Origin of the sequence: Streptomyces malaysiense (genome assembly GCF_000980885.2) — a bacterium.
GTDB classification, from domain to species: Bacteria; Actinomycetota; Actinomycetes; order Streptomycetales; family Streptomycetaceae; genus Streptomyces; species Streptomyces malaysiense.
This window is the reverse complement of record NZ_LBDA02000006.1, coordinates 256,238-275,679: the sequence shown is the minus strand read 5'-3', so window position 1 is coordinate 275,679 and position 19,442 is coordinate 256,238. Positions and strand designations below refer to the sequence as shown.

General features: G+C 74.5%; 14 protein-coding genes. 4 read left to right on the top strand and 10 right to left on the bottom strand.

Annotated features, from left to right (window positions below; all coding sequences use genetic code 11):
- The first annotated feature begins 225 nt into the window (after positions 1-225).
- Positions 226-3,246 (top strand): SCO5717 family growth-regulating ATPase, encoded by a 3,021-nt coding sequence (locus VT52_RS03545; protein ID WP_071387352.1) that lies wholly within the window; start codon positions 226-228, stop codon positions 3,244-3,246.
- A gap of 87 nt (positions 3,247-3,333) precedes the next feature.
- Here the strand turns inward: VT52_RS03545 and VT52_RS03540 are convergent, their stop codons facing one another.
- From VT52_RS03540 to rimP, 9 genes are all read right to left on the bottom strand, one after another.
- The gene (locus VT52_RS03540) at positions 3,334-4,296 is read right to left on the bottom strand and encodes a bifunctional riboflavin kinase/FAD synthetase (RefSeq protein WP_046421118.1); all 963 of its coding nucleotides are present in this window, start codon (positions 4,294-4,296) and stop codon (positions 3,334-3,336) included.
- A gap of 140 nt (positions 4,297-4,436) precedes the next feature.
- Positions 4,437-7,946: a trypsin-like peptidase domain-containing protein gene (locus VT52_RS03535; RefSeq protein ID WP_079174809.1), complete on the bottom strand. Its 3,510-nt coding sequence runs from the start codon at positions 7,944-7,946 to the stop codon at positions 4,437-4,439.
- A gap of 241 nt (positions 7,947-8,187) precedes the next feature.
- The gene (gene truB, locus VT52_RS03530) at positions 8,188-9,093 is read right to left on the bottom strand and encodes a tRNA pseudouridine(55) synthase TruB (RefSeq protein WP_046421116.1); all 906 of its coding nucleotides are present in this window, start codon (positions 9,091-9,093) and stop codon (positions 8,188-8,190) included.
- Entirely contained in the window at positions 9,090-9,542 is a 453-nt protein-coding gene (gene rbfA, locus VT52_RS03525; RefSeq protein WP_046421115.1) for a 30S ribosome-binding factor RbfA, read from the bottom strand. The genes truB and rbfA overlap by 4 nt, the downstream gene beginning before the upstream one ends.
- 89 nt (positions 9,543-9,631) lie before the next feature.
- Complete coding sequence (locus VT52_RS03520) at positions 9,632-9,925, bottom strand: DUF503 domain-containing protein (protein ID WP_046421114.1); 294 nt, start codon at positions 9,923-9,925, stop codon at positions 9,632-9,634.
- Positions 9,926-10,302: 377 nt separating this feature from the next.
- A complete protein-coding gene (gene infB, locus VT52_RS35225) occupies positions 10,303-13,329 on the bottom strand; it encodes a translation initiation factor IF-2 (RefSeq protein ID WP_079174808.1) in 3,027 nt (1,008 codons plus the stop codon).
- A gap of 144 nt (positions 13,330-13,473) precedes the next feature.
- Positions 13,474-13,770, bottom strand: a complete 297-nt coding sequence (locus VT52_RS35220; protein ID WP_079174807.1) for a YlxR family protein — start codon at positions 13,768-13,770, stop codon at positions 13,474-13,476.
- A gap of 109 nt (positions 13,771-13,879) precedes the next feature.
- A complete protein-coding gene (gene nusA, locus VT52_RS03510; protein WP_046421111.1) occupies positions 13,880-14,866 on the bottom strand; it encodes a transcription termination factor NusA in 987 nt (328 codons plus the stop codon).
- 2 nt (positions 14,867-14,868) lie between these two features.
- Positions 14,869-15,375, bottom strand: coding sequence for a ribosome maturation factor RimP (gene rimP, locus VT52_RS03505; protein WP_046421109.1), 507 nt, complete (start codon positions 15,373-15,375; stop codon positions 14,869-14,871).
- Positions 15,376-15,606: 231 nt separating this feature from the next.
- Here rimP and VT52_RS03500 point away from each other — a divergent pair, with 231 nt between their 5' ends.
- From VT52_RS03500 to VT52_RS03490, 3 genes are all read left to right on the top strand, one after another.
- A complete protein-coding gene (locus VT52_RS03500; RefSeq protein ID WP_046421108.1) occupies positions 15,607-16,128 on the top strand; it encodes a hypothetical protein in 522 nt (173 codons plus the stop codon).
- Positions 16,125-16,658 carry a ferritin-like domain-containing protein gene (locus VT52_RS03495; RefSeq protein WP_046421107.1) on the top strand — a complete coding sequence of 178 codons (534 nt, stop codon included), beginning with the start codon at positions 16,125-16,127 and terminating at the stop codon, positions 16,656-16,658. The genes VT52_RS03500 and VT52_RS03495 overlap by 4 nt, the downstream gene beginning before the upstream one ends.
- Before the next feature lie 68 nt (positions 16,659-16,726).
- A complete protein-coding gene (locus VT52_RS03490) occupies positions 16,727-17,635 on the top strand; it encodes an aminoglycoside phosphotransferase family protein (protein ID WP_046421105.1) in 909 nt (302 codons plus the stop codon).
- An 89-nt stretch (positions 17,636-17,724) separates the two neighbouring features.
- Here the strand turns inward: VT52_RS03490 and VT52_RS03485 are convergent, their stop codons facing one another.
- A complete protein-coding gene (locus tag VT52_RS03485) occupies positions 17,725-19,428 on the bottom strand; it encodes a proline--tRNA ligase (RefSeq protein WP_046421104.1) in 1,704 nt (567 codons plus the stop codon).
- Positions 19,429-19,442 lie beyond the last annotated feature (14 nt).

Here is a 19,442-nt window from a genome sequence, read left to right as displayed (position 1 = left end):
ACTCGGTTGACGGGCAACGCGCTTCGTCATGGCTTCCGACCTGGTGCGCGCGGGCCGACAGGCGGGCGGGCCTGCCGGGGGGCGGCTCGTGGTGATTAGGCTGGGAGCGGGCGTGCCGGCAGGACCCGTGGATCGGACTGCCCCTGACCACTACGGACGACTCGAACGACACGACATGGTCGCCCCGCCACGGCATGAGGGTGCTCGACCACACCAGGAGGAACTGTGAGCAGCGATCGGGACGGGATGCGCGGGGGCTGGGCCACACCCGGCGATGACCAGCCCGACGCGGAGGCCGTCGAGACCACCGGCGAGTTCACCATCGACTACGCTCCCCCGGCCTGGTACACGCAGAACGCGCCCGGCTCCGGCGGTTCGATCGGCGGCGCGGAGGGCGTGACGGACGCGCAGGGCGGCACCGACGGGGCTCCGGCCTCGTGGGCCGGTGTGCCCTCGGGAGCCGGTGGGTCCTCAGGTGCGGCCGCGCCGCCGCCGTTCTCCTCGTCGGGTGGTGCGGGGGCGCCGGGTCCGGATGCCGGGATGATGCCGCCGCCGGTCGGGGCCCAGCCCGTCGGCGCGCCGCCGGTGGGTGCCCAGCCCGTCGCACCCCCGCCCGTCGCCGCCCCGCCCGTCGGTGGGCCGCCGCAGGGGCCGCCGTTCGCTCCGCCGATGCCGCCGCCGCCCGTGCCGCCCCAGGCGCCGGTGCAGCCCCCGCAGTCGTTCGGTGAGTCCGTTCCGATGCCCAGGCTTCCGGACGGGTTCGAGCTCCAGCAGCCGCAGAGCCGGCCCGCCCAGCCCGAGGCCGCGCCCGTCGCGCCGCCGGCCGTCGAGCCGGAGACCGGCAACGGGGATCTGGAGAGCGGGGCGACCATGCGGTTCTCCGCCGTCGCCCTGAAGCGCGAGATGGCCGAGATCGCCGAGCAGGCCGCGGCCATGCAGAAGGCGGCCGCCGAGTCCGAGGCGGAGGAACCGGGCGAGGACGAGCCCGTCGCGGAGGCCGAGGGTTCCGAGGACGGTGCCTCCGCCGCCGGGTCCGGTGCGAGTGGGGAGCGGGAGGCCGGGGAGGACGAGTCCGGCGCGCTGCCCGAGAGCGCGGGCACGGACGGAGACGGGGCCACCGCCGCGGGCGCCGACGGCGTGGTGACCGGCGACGGCGTCTCGAAGGCCGTGGGCGCCGCCCCCGCGCCGGCGGACGCCGCCCGGCCGGACACCGCCCCCGAGGGCCCCCGGGACACGGCCCCGGGCTACGCCGCCCCGCAGGACGCCGCCGCGCAGGGCGCGTCCCCCCAGGACGCCGCCGTCCAGCCCGCTCCCCCGACGCCGCAGGACTTCCCGGCCGCCTGGACGCCGCCGCCCGCGCCGCAGAGCGGTATGCCCCCGCTGCCGCCGTCGTACCAGCCCGCCGCCCCGGCCCCGGCGGCCCAGTGGCCCGTGCAGCAGCCCATGCCGCCGCAGGCGGGACCGCAGCAGACGGGACCGCAGCAGCCCCTGCCGCAGCAGCCCGCGCCCCACCAGCCCGGACCGGCGCAGCCCGGACCGGCGCAGCCCGGACCGGCGCAGCCCGGACCGGCGCAGCCCGGACCGGCGCAGCCGCAGCAGCCGCCGTTCCAGCCGCAGGCGCCGCAGCCCGCGCCCGCGGTCTGGAACCAGCCGCACCAGCCCGTTCAGCCCCCGCAGCCGCACCACCCCGGCATGCCCACCCCGCCCGCCCAGCCGGGTCCGGCCCAGCCGGGCCCCCAGGCCGTGCCGCAGCCGAACCAGGCCGGTGGTTACGGCTTCCCGCAGCCCGACAGCCCCCCGCAGCAGGGCGGTTACGGCTTCCCCCAGCAGGGCGGACAGTCGCAGCCCCAGCCCGACGCCGCGCAGCCCCCCGCCGACCCCCGCGCCGGAGCCGCCTGGCCGCAGGCGATCCAGCACGATCAGCGGCAGCCCACCAACCCCGGTGCCGCGCCGCTGGGTTACACCGCGGCAGTGGAGCTGTCCTCGGACCGGCTGCTGAACAACCGTCGGCAGAAGGCGAAGAGCGGGCGGCCCGCGGCGGCCGGGTCCCGGTTCAAGCTGGGCGGCAAGAAGGAAGAGGCCGAGCGGCAGCGGAAGTTGGAGCTGATCCGTACACCGGTACTGTCCTGCTACCGGATCGCGGTCATCAGCCTCAAGGGCGGCGTGGGCAAGACCACCACGACCACCGCGCTGGGCGCCACCCTCGCCACCGAGCGACAGGACAAGATCCTCGCCATCGACGCCAACCCGGACGCCGGCACCCTCGGCCGACGGGTGCGCCGGGAGACCGGGGCCACCATCCGCGACCTGGTCCAGGCGATCCCGTACCTGAACTCGTACATGGACATCCGCCGGTTCACCTCGCAGGCGCCCTCCGGTCTGGAGATCATCGCCAACGACGTGGACCCGGCCGTCTCGACGACGTTCAACGACGAGGACTACCGGCGCGCGATCGACGTGCTCGGCCGCCAGTACCCGGTCATCCTCACCGACTCCGGCACCGGTCTGCTGTACAGCGCCATGCGCGGGGTGCTCGACCTCGCCGACCAGCTGATCATCATCTCCACGCCGTCCGTGGACGGTGCCTCCAGCGCCAGTACGACGCTGGACTGGCTGGCCGCGCACGGGTACTCCGACCTGGTGTCCCGCTCGCTGACCGTGATCTCCGGGGTCCGCGAGACCGGCAAGATGATCAAGGTCGAGGACATCGTGGCGCACTTCGAGACCCGCACCCGCGGGGTCGTGGTCGTGCCCTTCGACGAGCATCTGGCCGCCGGTGCCGAGGTGGACCTCGACATGATGCGGCCGCGGACCCGCGAGGCGTACTTCAACCTCGCCGCGATGATCGCCGAGGACTTCGTGCGGCACCAGCAGGCGCACGGGCTGTGGACCAGCGACGGCAACCCGCCGCCGGTGGCCGCCCCGCCGATGCCGGGCCAGGGTCAGCCCCATCCGCAGGCACCCGGACAGCAGTACCCGCAGAGCCCGGAGCAGCAGTACCCGCAGGCACCCGGACAGCCGTATCCGCAGGCTCCGGGACAGCAGTACCCGCAGGGCCCGGGGCAGCCGTACACCGGCCAGCCCGGCCAGCCCTACCCGCCTCAGGCCCCCCAGGCCCAGCCCCAGGCCTACCCGCCCCAGCAACAGCAGCCGGGGCAGCAGCCCTACCCCCCGCAGCCGGGCCAGCCGTACCCAGGGCAGCCCGGCCGGCCCTACCCTCAGGGCCGGCCCCCGCAGCAGCCGTAGCGGCACGACGAAAGGGCGGCCGGTGCTCGACGCACCGGCCGCCCTTCGCTGTCCCGGCGAAGCCCTCTGCGGCTGACCCTCCGGCGGCTAGGCCTGCGGCGGCTGACCCTCCGCCGCCACGATCTCCTTGCATCGCTTCACGTCCGCCGCCATCTGCTCCAGCAGTGCCTCCAGCGAGTCGAACTTCGCCTGGCCGCGGACATAGGCGAGGAAGTCGACGGCGACGTGCAGGCCGTACAGATCGAGGCCGACCCGGTCGATGGCGTACGCCTCCACCGTGCGCTCGGTGCCGTCGAACTGCGGGTTCGTGCCCACCGAGATCGCGGCCGGCATGATCTCGCCCTGCGCGTGCAGATACCCGGCGTAGACGCCGTCGGCGGGGACGGCGGTGTGCGGCAGCGTCTCGACGTTCGCCGTGGGGAAGCCGAGCTCGCGGCCGCGCTGGGCACCGCGCACGACGACCCCCTCCACCCGGTGCGGGCGGCCCAGGATCTCGCGGGCGCCCCCGACATCGCCCTCGGCGACCAGACGCCGGGTCAGGGTCGAGGAGAACGGCAGGCCGCCGCCGGCCGCGCCGGACACGTACAGGTCGATGACCTCGACCTCGAAGTCGTAGACCTTGCCCTGCTCGGCGAGGAACTCGACGTTGCCGGCCGCCTTGTGGCCGAAGCGGAAGTTCGGGCCCTCCACGACCGCCTTGGCGTGCAGCTTGTCCACCAGGACCTTCACCACGAAGTCGGCGGGCGACAGCTTGGAGAACTCGCTGGTGAAGGGGAGGATCAGCACCGCGTCGACACCCAGCTCCGCCATCAGCTCGCAGCGGCGGTGGTGCGGGGCGAGCAGCGGCGGGTGGCTGCCGGGGCGCACGACCTCGCTGGGGTGCGGGTCGAAGGTCACGACGACGGCCGGGACGCCCAGTTCGCGGGCGCGGTCGACGGCGTGCCTGACGATCAGCTGGTGGCCTCGGTGGACACCGTCGTAGGAACCGATGGTGACGACGCTGCGCCCCCAGTCCTCGGGGATGTCCTCCAAGCCACGCCAGCGCTGCACTGTGACCGCTCCTCGAACCCGTGTCCGTGTCTACCTTGACGATTGTGCAGGTCTAAGGGTGCCATGCCGGGTGCCCGGGGCCCGCATCGGTAGGTGCGCTGTGACCGGGCGCACGTTGGCGACGGCAGCTCGGGGCGGTGTCAGGCCGGTACCCTCGCGCCCCCGAGGTTCTCCAGGGTGCGGCGGGTGCTGGGGCCCACCACGGCGGCCCACTCGTCCGGGGTGCCGGCGAGCCAGCGGGTCATCCGGGTGGCGAACCCGGGGACGTGCCGGCCGAGGTCGACCAGGGCGCGGTCGAAGCGGGTGGCGCCCTCGGGTGTGCGGCCGAGGAGCAGCCCGGTGCGGTGGACGAGGGCGCGGACGTCGTCCGCCGGACCGGTCTCCGAGGCCGCCGCGTGCAGGACGGCGACCAGCACCGAGGGCTCCTGCTCGCGGGCGAGCAGGAAGTCCAGGAGTTCGGCGCGCGGCGAGTGGGCGGCTCGGCCGTCGGAAGCGGCGAGGACGGTGGCGAGGGCGGCCCGCAGTGGTTCGGGGCCGTCCCGGAGCAAGCCGGTGACCAGGGGGAACAGGACCGGACGGGCGGCCGGGCCGTGTTCCAGGCGGCGGTCGACGGCGGTGGCGACGCGTCCGGCGGTCTCCGGGTGCGGGCGCACCGCCTCCCGCAGCAGGGTCGCGGCGGCGCGGGCGAGGGCCGGGGTGGTGACGTCGGCGAGCAGGCGGCGCAGGCAGTCGGCCGCCTCCCGGTGCGGGCCGCGCAGCCGGGTCCGGAAGGCGTCCAGGACCGGCTCCGGGTGGCTGGCCAGGGCGGGGAGCAGGGCGGTCGGGGGAACGAGCGGGTCCCCGTCGGCGAAGTGCCGCAGTGCCTCGGCCAGATGCCGTTCGCGGGTGCCCGGGTCGCCGGCCAGCAGGGCGTGGGCACCGCCGTGCAGGGCGTGGTCGGCGGGGTGGGCGAGCACGGCGGCGGCGGCGCGGCACAGCAGCCCCCGGTCGGCGGCCGTGCGCAGATGCGGGGCGGCCCGCAGCGCGAGCGTCACGGCGGCCGGGTGCCGGGCGGCCCGCTCGTCGTGCGCCCAGCGGTGCACGGCCCGGCACAGCGCCGACGGCTCCTCCTCGGCGAGCACCGTGAGCAGTTCCTCCGCGTGCCGGTGGCCGCTCGCGGCCAGGGCCTCCGTGAGGGCGTCCAGCGCGCCGTGCCGATGGGTGTGCAGCAGGGCCTGCGCGGCGGTCGCCACGGTCGCGTGCGGGGCCGCGGGCAATGGCCGCTCGTCCTCGAACCACCGTGTCAGACAAGGCTGTACGGCGGCGGGCGCGGCGGCCAGCAGCCGGGCCACGGCGTCGATGTACCGCTCGCCCGGCGCGCCCGCGGCCGGATCGGCGAGGAGGAGCCGGCGCAGCAGGTCCAGGCGCCCGGCGGCGGACATGGGCAGGCCGGTCCAGAAGGCCGGCCCGAACTCCTCGGGGACCGGACGCGGTGCGCGCCGCCAGGCCACGACGCGCTCGGCGAGCAGCCGCAGCACCTCGGTGTACGGCGTCGCGTCCGGCACCTGTCCCAGGGTCCCGGCGAGCAGCCGGGCGGCCCACCAGGAGCCGGTGTCCAGGTCCAGGGCGTCCACCAGCTCACGCAGCTGGAAGGCGAGTTGCCGGGATCCCTGGCGGCGTCCGAGGTGCAGCAGGGCCTGGACGACGGGCCCGAGGCGATGACGCGGCACCGGCGTCGTGTCCTCCTCGGCCCCGGGGTTCCGGGCGCGGTGCACCAGGGTGTGCACGGCCTCGTCCAGGTCGAGGTGCAGGCCCTGGAGCCAGTCGGCCAGTTCCTCGTGGGCGAAGCGGTAGCCGCGCCCGGCCGGCACCAGCAGGCCCTCGGCGAGCACCGCGGGGGCCCAGCCGGTGCCGCCGCCGAGCCGTTCGGGGGCCGGTCCCCATGGGAACACCGCCTCGAAGGACGCCCGGTCCAGCTCGCCGCACCCCGGTCCCAGGCTGAGCCGGGCGGCCTCGTGCACCTGCCCGGCGACCCGCGCGGCGAGCCGTCGTACGGCCGTGCCGCGCAGCCCCCGCTCGGCGGCGAGGCGCACCGCGATGCGCAGGCACATCAGGTCGAGATGGGCGGCGAACACCTCGTGCCGGTCGACGGGCCCGGCGGACGGCGCCGTCCGCAGTACGGCGCACACCTCGGACAGCAGGCGCAGGGTGAGCGGATGCCGGGCGTCCGGCGCGGCGAGCAGGCCCTCGGGAATGCCGTACCGCGCCCGCGCCCGCTCGGCCTCGTCGGCTCCGAGGTCGCCGAGCACCGCTGTCCGGACGAGTGCCGAGGGGAACCCCGCGCGTTCCCAGTACTCCTCGCGGCAGGCCACCACCAGGCGGGCGCCGGTCCGGCGGAGCCAGCCGACCGTGCCCTCGGTCCACTCGGGGAGGCGGTGGGCCAGGGCCGGGGGCATCTCCTCGGGGCAGTCGAGGAGGAGCAGGAGGGGGCGGCCCGCGCGGGCGGCGAGGTGCTCGGGGGTGAGGTCGCCGAGGCCGGGCAGGTCGAGGTGGCGGGCGGCGGCGACGATGCGGGCGGCGCGTTCCAGGGCACGGCCCGCCGCGTCGGCCACCGAGCCGTCGCCCTCCTCCAGGTCGGCGCCGCGCAGCCACAGCGTCGGCTCCAGGGCGCGGCCGCGGCGGTCGGCGAGGGCCGCGAGTTCCGTCGTACGGCCGCTGCCCGGGGTGCCGACCAGGCCGAACACGCACCGCTCGCCGTCCGCGAAGTCGGCCGACTCGGCTGCCACCGAGGCCCGTTCGACCGGTTGCACGAGGGCCCTGGGCGGCCCGTCCTGGCCCACCGAGGTGGCGGTCAGCTCCATGACGCCCGCGAGGTTGAGGTCGGCGCCGTACGCGGGCACGGTGGCCGCGTTGCGGGCCAGCAGTTCGGCGAGGGGGCCGTCGGCGGCCCGGGGCGGCACCGCGAAACCGGCGTCGCGGTGCGGGGCGTGCAGCATGGTGCCGAGGACGCCGAGGACAGCGCCCGTACGCGCGTCCACCACCGGGCCCCCGGCCGCCCCGCCCCCGGGCCGCAGCGCGTCCCGGCCCGCCGTCCCGATGGCCAGCTCCAGCGCGTCGCCGATCAGGTGGCGGCCGTACGACACCTCGGCGGCGGTCAGCACCCGCGCCTCACGCCAGCAGCCGGCGGCGATCCGTACGTACGTACCGGCCGCGACGCCCTCCCGGCCGCTCAGCGGCAGCGGCGGCACGTCCAGGCCCTCCGCGCGCACCAGGGCCAGGTTCCGGGCGGGCAGCGCGATCACGTCCTCGGCGCCGACCACCCGGGTGCGGTCCCCGGCGCGCAGCACCAGCCGGTCGAGGCCGTCGACGGCTTCGTGGCTGGTGAGGAGGGTGCCCTGGTGGTCGGCGAGGAATCCGGTGCCGCGCGGCCGGCCGGCGGGGTCCTCGATGTGGACCAGGGGGCCGGTGGCGCGGGCGTCCCCGAGGGGTCCGGGGTCCGTACGGTGGACGCCCAGGGCGCCTTCCGCCTGCGGGCGGGGGGTCGTGAGCACCCGCGCGCCGCGCACCCCGGCCGTGCGGGCACCTGTCGGTCCCGCCGCGTCCGCCATGTCGCCCGTGCCGTGCGCCGTGGCCCCGCGGGCGCTGCCGGTGCGCGGGTCTCCTGCCGTCATCGTCTTGCCTTCCCGCCCTTGCCCTTGCCTGTGGCGACGGTAGGCGGGTGATGATCGGCGGGGCGGCGCGTCGGGGAACGCGCCCCCTTCCGCTCCCCCGTTTCACTCCGAGCGCCTGCCCGGACGGGTGAATTGGCGAGGGCGGCTGGACAGTCCTAGGGGTGGGGGAAGTGGGGGGACCGTGGGGCGGCGGCAGGGGCACACCCCGTGCCGACCGCCGCTCCACGGCGAATGCCCTCGCTCAGGCGAAGACGGCCAGGCTCTTGGCCTTGCCCTTGTGCGTCTCGACGAGCGCCAGGAAGCGGCCCTCGGGGTCGAACACGGCGACGGGACCGGCGTTCGCGTACTCGTCGGGCATCTCCAGGCGGACCCCGTTCAGCAGCAGCCTGGCGCGCTTGGCGTCCACCTCCCAGCGCGGGAAGGCGGCCGTGGCGGCCTCGGCGATCGGCATCACGGTCAGCTCCTGCTGGAGCTGGTCCAGCGTCCTCGCCGCGTCGAGCTTGTACGGCCCGACGCGCGTGCGGCGCAGCGCGGTGAGGTGTCCGCCGACGCCCAGGTCGGCGCCCAGGTCGCGGGCGAGCGCGCGAATGTAGGTGCCGGAGGAGCAGACGACGGAGACGACCAGGTCCAGGACGGGGGTGCCGTCCTCGGCGACCGCGTCGCGGACGTCGTACACCGTGAAGGAGGAGACGGTCACCGGGCGGGCCGGGATCTCGAACTCCTCGCCCTCGCGGGCCCGCTTGTACGACCGCACGCCGTCGATCTTGATGGCGCTGACCTTGGACGGGACCTGCATGATGTCGCCGGTCAGCTTGGCGATGCCGGCGTCGATGCCCTCCCGGGTCACCTTGGAGGCGTCGGTGGACGAGGTGATCTCGCCCTCGGCGTCGTCGGTGAGGGTGTTCTGGCCGAGCCGTACGGTGCCCAGGTACTCCTTCTCGGTCAGCGCGAGGTGACCGAGGAGCTTGGTGGCGCGCTCGACGCCGAGGACCAGCACGCCGGTCGCCATCGGGTCGAGGGTGCCTGCGTGGCCGACACGGCGGGTCCTGGCGATCCCGCGCATCTTGGCGACCACGTCGTGCGAAGTGAAGCCCGACGGCTTGTCGACGATGACAAGGCCGTCGGGCGTGGTGTGCTTCTGGGTCATTCCGCGGCGTCGCCGTCCGTCTCGTCGTCCGCCGGCTTGCGGTACGGGTCCGCGCCGCCGGCGTAGCTGGCGCCCGCGGAGGTCTCCCGCACCTTGGCGTCGGACTGCCGGGCCTTGTCGAGGAGGTCCTCGATGGTCCGGGCGGTGTCCGGCAGGGCGTCCGCGACGAAGGTGAGGGTCGGGGTGAACTTCACCCCGGCCGCACGGCCCACCTCGGAGCGCAGGATGCCCTTGGCGCTCTCCAGGCCCGCCGCGGCGGCCTCCCGCTCCTCTTCGTCCCCGTACACCGTGTAGAAGACGGTCGCCTCCCGCAGGTCACCCGTCACGCGGGTGTCCGTGATGGTGACGTGCGAGCCGAGCCGCGGGTCCTTGATCCCGCGCTGCAGCTTCTGGGCAACCACCTCTCGGATGAGGTCCGCCAGCCTTTTCGCCCGCGCGTTGTCGGCCACTGGTCCAGCTCCCGTTCTTTCCTTGTTCCTGGGTCTTCGCGTGTGTTCTGTGGTCTTCGGTCCGTGCTCCGCGGCCCCGGAGTCCGGTGTCAGTCGTCGTCGCCGTGGAAGCGGCGGCGGACGGACAGCAGCTCCACCTCCGGGCGGCCGGCGACCAGCCGTTCGCACCGGTCCAGTACGTCGGTGAGGTGCGCCGCGTCGCCGGAGACCACGGCCAGGCCGATGATCGTCCGCCGGTGGAGGTTCATGTGGTCCACCTCGGCCGCGCTCACGGCGTACTTCCGCTGGAGTTCGGCGACGATCGGGCGGACGACGGAGCGCTTCTCCTTCAGCGAGTGGACGTCGCCGAGGAGGAGGTCGAAGGACAGAGTCCCCACGTACATGTGTGTTGCCGGTTCACCCGCCGGTACGGGATCGATGGCCCCTGCGCCGGGTGGCCGGGGACATCAAGAAACGGTACCGCGTGCGGGACGGTGGCTCGACAGGGTTTCCGAGCCGGCCGTCCGCGGGGGCCGGGGACGAAGCGGGTGGCGGGAACCGGCAGGCCGGCCGGGCCGGCCGGAGGCCCCTCCGGTCCGTCACGCGCCGTGTCGGCGGCCCGGCGGACCCGCCCGGACCGTCGCGAGCCGCGGCCGGACGGCCCGGGGCGACGCCTCGGGCCGTCCGGCCGCGGTCCGGTGGGTGGGCGAATGATCGCCCCCGGGAACGGCACGCCGGCCGACAGGACACGTCCTGTCGGCCGGTGTGAACCGTCGGCCGGTTACGCCCGCGGCTTCTCGCGCATCTCGTACGTCGCGATGACGTCGTCGACCTTGATGTCGTTGAAGTTTCCGAGGTTGATACCACCCTCGAAGCCTTCGCGGATCTCGGTGACGTCGTCCTTGAAGCGACGCAGGCCCTCGATGGTGAGGTTCTCCGCGATGACCTTGCCGTCGCGCAGGAGGCGGGCCTTCGTGTTGCGGCGGACCTCGCCGGACCGGATGAGCACACCGGCGAGGTTGCCCAGCTTGGACGAGCGGAAGACCTCGCGGATCTCCGCCGTACCGAGCTCGACCTCTTCGTACTCCGGCTTGAGCATGCCCTTGAGGGCCGCCTCGATCTCCTCGATCGCCTGGTAGATGACCGAGTAGTACCGGACGTCGACGCCCTCGCGCTCCGCCATCTGCGCGGCACGGCCGGCCGCACGGACGTTGAAACCGATGACGATGGCGTCGGAGCCCATGGCCAGGTCGATGTCGGACTCCGTGACCGCACCGACACCGCGGTGCAGGACGCGGATGTCGACCTCTTCGCCGACGTCCAGCTGGAGCAGCGAGGACTCGAGGGCCTCGACCGAACCGGAAGCGTCACCCTTGATGATCAGGTTCAGCTGCTGGACCTCGCCGGCCTTGAGCACCTTGTCCAGGTCCTCCAGGGAGACACGGCGCGTGCGCTTCGCGAAGGCCGCGTTGCGCTCGCGGGCCGCGCGCTTCTCCGCGATCTGGCGGGCCGTACGGTCCTCCTCGACCACGATGAAGTTGTCACCGGCACCCGGGACGTTGGTCAGACCCAGGACCTGGACCGGCGTCGACGGGCCGGCCTCGGCAACGGTGTTGCCGCTGTCGTCCAGCATCGCGCGGACACGGCCGTACGCGTCGCCGACCACCATGGTGTCGCCGACCCGCAGCGTGCCTCGCTGCACCAGGACCGTCGCGACCGCACCGCGACCGCGGTCCAGGCGGGACTCGATCGCAATACCCTGCGCGTCCTGGTGGGGGTTGGCACGGAGGTCCAGCGCCGCGTCCGCGGTGAGGACGACCGCCTCCAGGAGGTTGTCGATGTGCAGACCCTGCTTGGCGGAGATGTCGACGAACATGGTGTCGCCGCCGTACTCCTCGGCCACCAGGCCGTACTCGGTCAGCTGACCGCGCACCTTGGTCGGGTCGGCGCCCTCGACGTCGATCTTGTTGACCGCGACCACGATCGGCACCTCGGCCGCCTTGGCGTGGTTCAGCGCCTCGACCGTCTGCGGCATGACGCCGTCGTTGGCCGCGACGACCAGGATCGCGATGTCCGTCGACCGGGCACCACGGGCACGCATGGCGGTGAACGCCTCGTGACCCGGGGTGTCGATGAAGGTGATCGCGCGGTCCTCGCCGTTGACCTCGGTCGCGACCTGGTAGGCACCGATGTGCTGGGTGATGCCGCCGGCCTCGCCCGCGATGACGTTCGTCTTGCGGATGGCGTCGAGAAGGCGGGTCTTACCGTGGTCGACGTGACCCATGACGGTCACGACCGGCGGACGGACGACCAGGTCTTCCTCGGTGCCCTCGTTCTCGCCGAACTCCAGGTCGAAGGACTCGAGCAGCTCGCGGTCCTCCTCCTCGGGGCTGACGATCTGAACCGTGTAGTTCATCTCGCCGGCGAGCAGGTGCAGCGTCTCGTCGGAGACGGACTGCGTCGCGGTGACCATCTCGCCGAGGTTCATCATGACCGCGACGAGGGACGCCGGGTTGGCGTTGATCTTCTCCGCGAAGTCGGTGAGCGACGCGCCGCGGGAGAGACGGATGGCCTCGCCGTTGCCGCGCGGCAGCATCACGCCGCCGACGCTCGGGGCCTGCATGGCCTCGTACTCCTGGCGACGCTGGCGCTTCGACTTGCGACCACGGCGCGCGGGACCGCCGGGACGGCCGAAGGCGCCCTGCGTGCCACCACGGCCACCGGGACCGCCGGGACGACCACCGAATCCGGGACGACCGCCGCCACCGGGGCCGCCGCCGAAGCCGCCGCCACCCGGACGACCGGCGAAACCGCCGCCGCCACCCGGACGGGCACCGCCGCCGCCACCGGGACGGCCGGCGAAGCCGCCGCCACCGGGACGACCGCCGCCACCGCCGGGACGACCGGCACCGGCCGGGCCGCGGCCGCCGGGGCCGGGACGCGGGCCGGCAGCGGGACGCTGCGGCATCATGCCGGGGTTCGGACGCGGGCCGCCCGGACGCGGGGCGCCGCCCTGCGGACGGGGCATCGAGCCCGGAGTCGGACGCGGACCACCGGGAGCCTGCGGACGCGGACCGCCGCCCTGGGCGCCGGGCGCCTGCGGACGGGGACCGGCACCGGGGGCGCCGCCGGGACGCGGGCCGCCCTGCGGACGGGGCGACTGCGGGCGCGCCATGCCGGTGGAGCCACCGGAGGTGAAGGGGTTGTTACCCGGACGCGGACCGGAGGGACGGGCACCCGGACGCGGGGCCTGACCACCGGGACGCGGCGCACCCTGGCCCGGACGGGCCTGACCCTGACCGGAGGCCGGACGGCCACCGGGCTTGGGGGCACCGGGACGGGCGCCACCGGGACGCGGACCCTGCGCGGCCGGGGCCTGCGGGGTCTGGGCGGCCGGGGCGGCCGGCGGAGCGGTGAACTCCGGGGCGGCCGGGGCCGGACGCGGCGCGGGCTTAGGGCCCGGACGCGGACCCGGGGCCGGCGCGGACGCGGCGGGAGCCGCCGGGGCCGCCGGCTGCTGCGCGGCGGGCGTCGGGGGCTTGGGAGCCGCCGGCTTCGGGGCAGCCGGACGGGCCGCCTGCGCCGGGGAGGGCGCGGCGGGCTTGGGGGAAGCCTTGCGCGGGGCGGGCTTGGCGGACTTGCCGCTGCCACCACCCTGGAAGGCGTCGGTCAGCTTACGTACAACCGGCGCTTCGATGGTCGAAGACGCCGAACGGACGAATTCACCGAGTTCCTGGAGCTTGGCCATGACGACCTTGCTCTCGACACCGAACTCCTTGGCGAGTTCGTAGACCCGGACCTTAGCCACTTCGCTCCTTTGAGGTCCGGGTGAAGCCGGACCGTCGCTAGTTCATGGGCGTACTCATCGCGTACTCATCGAGTGCTCATCGCAATCTCGACCTGCTTTCGACTCGCGAGGTACCAAGCCGCACGGGGTTCCGTACGGCATGTCTTACGGCGTTGCCTGCTCGGCAACTGTTGCCTGCTCGACGTGTCGGCGCAACGCCTTTGTGTCGAGCGCTCCCGGGGCGCGCAGTGCCCGCGGCAACGCCCGACGGCGTACCGCCTGGTCGAGACAGACCAGGGCGGGGTGCAGATACGCACCCCGGCCGGGCAGCGTACCGCGCGGATCGGGGACGCATTCGTCCTCGCTCCGCACGATCCGCAGGAGATCGTCCTTGGCCGCCCGCTGCCGGCACCCCACACAGGTGCGTTCAGGGCATGCTCCGGCATGCGTCCGGCCAGACACGGCTAAGTCTACCTCCCCGCACCGACCTCACCCCTCTGGGGGAAAGATCGAACGGCTGTTGTCGTAATCCAAGCCACTCGCGGCCTGGATCCATTCCCTCGCGGGGCGCCTACTCCGCCGGCTGCTCGGTGTCGGGCCGGATGTCGATGCGCCAGCCGGTGAGCCGGGCGGCGAGGCGGGCGTTCTGCCCCTCCTTGCCGATCGCCAGCGACAGCTGGTAGTCCGGCACGGTCACCCGGGCGGAGCGGGACGCGAGATCCACGACCTCCACCTTGCTCACCCGAGCGGGTGACAGCGCGTTCGCCACCATCTCCGCCGGGTCGTCCGACCAGTCGACGATGTCGATCTTCTCGCCGTTCAGCTCGCCCATCACGTTGCGCACCCGGCCGCCCATCGGGCCGATGCAGGCGCCCTTGGCGTTCAGGCCCGAACGGGTGGAGCGGACGGCGATCTTGGTGCGGTGGCCGGCCTCGCGGGCGATGGCCGCGATCTCCACCGAACCGTCGGCGATCTCCGGCACCTCCAGGGCGAAAAGCTTCTTCACCAGGTTCGGGTGGGTGCGCGAGAGCGTCACGGAGGGTCCGCGCACGCCCTTGGCGACCCGGACCACGTACGACCGCAGGCGCTGGCCGTGCGGGTAGGTCTCGCCGGGCACCTGCTCCTGCACCGGCAGGATGGCCTCCAGCTTGCCGATGTCCACCAGCACGTTCTTCGGGTCGCGGCCCTGCTGGACCACGCCGGTGACGATGTCGCCCTCACGCCCCGCGTACTCGCCGAGCGTCGCGTCGTCCTCGGCGTCGCGCAGACGCTGGAGGATCACCTGCTTGGCGGTGGTGGCGGCGATCCGCCCGAAGCCCGAGGGAGTGTCGTCGAACTCCCGCGGCTCCTGCCCCTCCTCCAGGTCCTCGGGTTCCTCCTTCGCCCACACGGTCACGTGCCCGGTCGACCGGTCGAGCTCCACGCGCGCGCGTCGGCGGCTTCCCTCGGTGCGGTGGTAGGCGATGAGGAGGGCCGACTCGATCGCTTCGACCAGCAGGTCGAAGGAGATCTCCTTCTCCCTGACCAAGCCCCGCAGGGCGCTCATGTCGATGTCCACGGCTACGCCTCCTCCTCTTCCTTGTCCTTCTTGTCCTTGCGGTTGAACTCGACCTGCACGCGGGCCTTCGCGATCTCCGGGAAGGCGATCCGGCGGGTGGTGGCCTTGCGGCCCTTGACGCCGGGCACCTCGACGTCGAGGCCCTCCTCGTCCACGGTCAGGATCCGCGCCACCAGCTCGCCGTCCTCGGTCAGCTGGAACTTCACCAGCCGGCCCGCGGCCCGCACGAAGTGCCGGTGCTCGGAGAGGGGGCGCTCGGCCCCGGGGGTGCCGACCTCCAGGTCGTACGCGGTGTCACCCATCGCGTCGGTCTCGTCCAGCTTCGCCGAGAGCGCACGGCTCACATCGGCGATCGCGTCCAGGTCCGCCCCGGAGTCGGAGTCGACGACCACGCGCAGCACCCGCTTGCGTCCGACGGAGTCGACAGCGATCTCTTCGAGGTCCAGCCCCTGGGAGGTGACGAGCGGTTCCAGCAGCTCTCGCAGCCTCTCGCTCTGGGTGGTGCTCATCCGGGTGACTCCTCGGCCGCGTGTGCTGTTGTGGGATGGGTCGCGTGTCTGGTCAAAGGGTATCCGGTCGCGGGGTGTGTTGCCGTCCACCTGGGGACGACCCGACGCGGGACGGGTGAGGCAGGGCGGTGCCGGTGACTGGTATCGGACAGGTGCGCGGGTACGGTGATCACGGCGCGGCGCCGCTCGCCGCTCTTCTTGTTGTCGTACGAGTCCCCGAGGACGTCTGCCGTGCCGTACCCCTCGCCACCGCGCATCCCCTCGGGGCCGCGCAGAAGAACCCTGCTCGCCTCGGCCGCCGGCGCCGCCCTGCTGGCGGGCTGCACGTCCGGCCCCGGCTCCGGCGGCGACGGCCCCTCGGCCACCGAGCGGGCCCGCGCGCAGGCCGCCACCGACAGCGCGGCGCTGCTGGAGCGCTACGACGCCGTGCTCAAGGCGTTCCCGGATCTCGCGGAGCGGCTGCGCCCGCTGCGCACCGAGGTCGCGGCCCATGCCGCCGCGTTCCAGGAGGGCACGACTCCCCCGGCGACCCCCTCGGGCTCCGCCTCCCCCTCCCCCTCCGCCTCGCCGGCCCCGGTGCCGGCGACCGAGAAGGGGGCCCTCGCCTCGCTGGCCGCCGCCGAGCGGGCACTCGCCGACCGGCGGGCCGGGGCGCTGCTGGAGGTGCCGGGCGAGCAGGCGCGGCTGCTGGCCTCCACGGCGGCGGCCGGCGCCGCGCACGCGTATCTGCTGACGACGGGGGCCGCGAAGTGAGCGACGGGCCGGACAAGAGCGAGCGCGCGGCCGAACTGAACGCCGTCCAGGCCGCGTTGGCGGCGGAGCACGCGGCGGTGTACGGGTACGGCGTCGTCGGCGGCCGGGTGGACGACCGGCGCCGGAGCGAGGCGAAGGCGGCGTACGACGCCCACCGGGCCCGGCGGGACGCGCTGGCCCGCGAGGTGCGGGACCTGGGCGGCCGGCCGGTGGCGGCGAGCGCGGCCTACGCCCTGCCGTTCGCGGTGCGCGACGCGGCCGGCGCGGTGCGGCTCGCCGCGCGGCTGGAGCAGCGGGTGGCCGGGGTCTACGCCGACCTGGTGCGCTCGACGACCGGTGCGCGGCGCACCTCGGCCGCGGCGGCGCTGCGGGAGGCCGCGGTGCGGGCGGTGGGCTGGAGCGGACAGAGCGTAGCCTTCCCGGGGCTCGCCGAACGGGCGGGCGAGGGAACGGGTACCGGCACGGACACGGGGACCGGGACGGGGGCCGCGGGCGGGACGCCGTCGGGGTCCGCGTCGGCGGCCCGCTGAGCGGCGTACGGGCCGCGTACGGCGGCCCCGGGACGGACGGGGCCCACGAGGAAGGGAACGGCTCGCGCATGGCTTTCGAACCGCCGCGGCGCCTGGTGCGGGCGCTCGGGGAGACGGCACCGGCCGGGGACGACTGGCTGGCCCGGCTGCCCGAGATGGCCGAACGGGCGGTGGCGCGGCTGGGGTTGACCGTCGAGCGGGTACAGGTGCCCGGGGGCCGCAGCAGCCTGGTGGTGCTGGTGCGGCAGGCGGACGGCACCCCGGCGGTGCTCAAGCTGGCCCCGCCCAGGGCCCGCCCGGAGAGCGAGCGCGCTGCGCTGGCGCACTGGGGCGGACGGGGCGCCGTGCAGCTGCTGGCGTCGGACGCGCGGGACGGCGAGGAGGGGGCACTGCTGCTCGAACGGCTGCACCCGGACGTCTCGGTGCGGTCGCTGCCGGAGGCGAAGGCGCTGCTGGAGGCGGCGGGCACGCTGCGGCGGCTGTGGGTGGAACCGCCGGCGGACCACCCCTTCGAGACCGTCGCCGAGCGCACGGCGCGGCAGGCGGTGGCGATGCGGGCGGGCGCGCGGCGGGAGCCGGAGGTGGCGGCGCTGGTGGACGCGGCGCTGGCGGCGCGGGACGACCTGCTGGTGGCGCCGCCGGAGGAGCGGCTGCTGCACGGCACGTTCCGGCAGAGCAAGGTGCTGGCCGGGGAGCGGCTGCCGTGGCTCGCGGTGGGGCCGGATCCGGTGGTCGGGGAGAACGCGTTCGATCTGGCGCGGCTGGTGCGGGACCGGGTGGAGGATCTGATCGCCTCGCCCGCGGGCGCGTCCATCACGCGGCGGCGGATCAAGCGGCTCGCTCAGTCGCTTGAGGTGGACCAGGAGCGGCTGCGGGGGTGGACGCTGTTCCGGGCGGTGGAGTCGGGGGTGCGTGCGGTGCGGGTCGGCAGGCCGCGGGACGGGGAGCTGCTGCTGGAGTTCGCCGGGTGGCTCTAGTGCCGCGGCACTAGCCTGAGCGGCCCGACGCGAACGCGGCGACGCTCCCCGGGGAAGGCCCCGGGGAGCGTCGGCCGTACAGCCCGGTACTACGCGGTCAGACGCGCGATCGCGTCCTCGACCGACACTTCCTCGCGCTCGCCCGTCCTGCGGTCCTTCAGTTCCAGGACGCCCTCGGCCGAGCGACGGCCGGCGACCAGGATCTGGGGGACGCCGATCAGTTCGGCGTCGGTGAACTTGACGCCCGGGGAGACCCCGGCGCGGTCGTCGACCAGGACGCGGACGCCCGCGGCGGCCAGCTTGCCGGCCACGTCGAGGGCCAGCTCGGTCTGGAGGGCCTTGCCGGCGGCGACCACGTGTACGTCGGCCGGGGCGATCTCCTTGGGCCAGCACAGACCCTGCTCGTCGGCGGTCTGCTCGGCGAGCGCGGCGACGGCGCGGGAGACGCCGATGCCGTAGGAGCCCATGGTGACGCGGACGGGCTTGCCGTTCTGGCCGAGGACGTCGAGCTTGAGGGCGTCGGCGTACTTGCGGCCCAGCTGGAAGATGTGGCCGATCTCGATGGCGCGGTCCAGCTTCAGGCCGGTGCCGCACTCGGGGCAGGGGTCGCCCTCCTGGACCACGACGACGTCCACGTACTCGTCGACCTCGAAGTCACGGCCGGCGACGACGTTCCTGGCGTGCGTGTCGGCCTTGTTGGCGCCGGTGATCCAGGCGGTGCCGGGGGCCACCCGGGGGTCGGCGATGTACTTGACCTTCTCGCCGAGGCCCTGGGGGCCGACGTAGCCGCGCACCAGGTCGGGGCGGCCTGCGAAGTCCGCCTCGGTGACCATCTCGACGGCGGCGGGCGCGAAGTGCTCCTCCACCTTGCCGAGGTCCACCTCGCGGTCACCGGGCACGCCGACGGCGACGATCTCGCCGTCCACCTTGACCAGCAGGTTCTTCAGCGTGTCGGCGGCCCGCACGCCGAGCGAGGCGGCCAGCGTCTCGATGGTCGGGGTGTCGGGGGTGGGGATCTCCTCCAGCGCGGGCACGGCGGAGCCGTCGACGGGCTGGAGCGCGTGCTTGACCGCCTCGGTGTTCGCGGCGAAGTCGCAGTTCGGGCAGTCCGCGAAGGTGTCCTCGCCGGCCTCGGCGGGGGCCAGGAACTCCTCCGACTTGGAGCCGCCCATGGCACCGGCGGTGGCCGCGACGATGCGGTAGTCCAGGCCGAGGCGCGCGAAGATCCGCCGGTAGGCCTCGCGGTGCAGGGCGTAGGCCTCGGCGAGGCCCTCGTCCGCGGTGTCGAAGGAGTACGAGTCCTTCATCAGGAACTCGCGGCCGCGCAGGATGCCGGCGCGGGGGCGGGCCTCGTCACGGAACTTGCTCTGGATCTGGTAGAGGATCACCGGCAGGTCCTTGTAGGACGTGCACTGGTCCTTGACCAGCAGGGTGAAGATCTCCTCGTGCGTGGGACCGAGGAGGTAGTCGCCGCCCTTGCGGTCCTGGAGCCGGAACAGCTCCTGGCCGTACTCGTCCCAGCGGCCCGTGGCGTCGTAGGGCTCGCGGGGCAGCAGGGCGGGCAGCAGCACCTCCTGGGCGCCGATGGCGTCCATCTCCTCGCGTACGACGCGCTCCACGTTGGCGAGGACCTTCTTGCCCAGGGGCAGCCAGGACCAGATGCCGGCGGCGGTGCGGCGGACGTAGCCGGCGCGGACGAGGAGCTTGTGGCTGAGGACCTCGGCGTCCGCCGGGTCGTCGCGCAGCGTCTTCGCCATCAACTGGGACATGCGCTGGACCTGTGCGTTGGCCATGGTTCTCGTACTCC

Bases quoted from the DNA above. Each gene is read 5' to 3' on its own strand.
- VT52_RS03535 (WP_079174809.1), bottom strand. From the start codon at position 7,946: ATGACGGCAGGAGACCCGCGCACCGGCAGCGCCCGCGGGGCCACGGCG.
- truB (WP_046421116.1), bottom strand. From the start codon at position 9,093: ATGACCCAGAAGCACACCACGCCCGACGGCCTTGTCATCGTCGACAAG.
- VT52_RS03520 (WP_046421114.1), bottom strand. From the start codon at position 9,925: ATGTACGTGGGGACTCTGTCCTTCGACCTCCTCCTCGGCGACGTCCAC.
- rimP (WP_046421109.1), bottom strand. From the start codon at position 15,375: ATGAGCACCACCCAGAGCGAGAGGCTGCGAGAGCTGCTGGAACCGCTC.
- VT52_RS03490 (WP_046421105.1), top strand. From the start codon at position 16,727: ATGGCTTTCGAACCGCCGCGGCGCCTGGTGCGGGCGCTCGGGGAGACG.
- VT52_RS03485 (WP_046421104.1), bottom strand. From the start codon at position 19,428: ATGGCCAACGCACAGGTCCAGCGCATGTCCCAGTTGATGGCGAAGACG.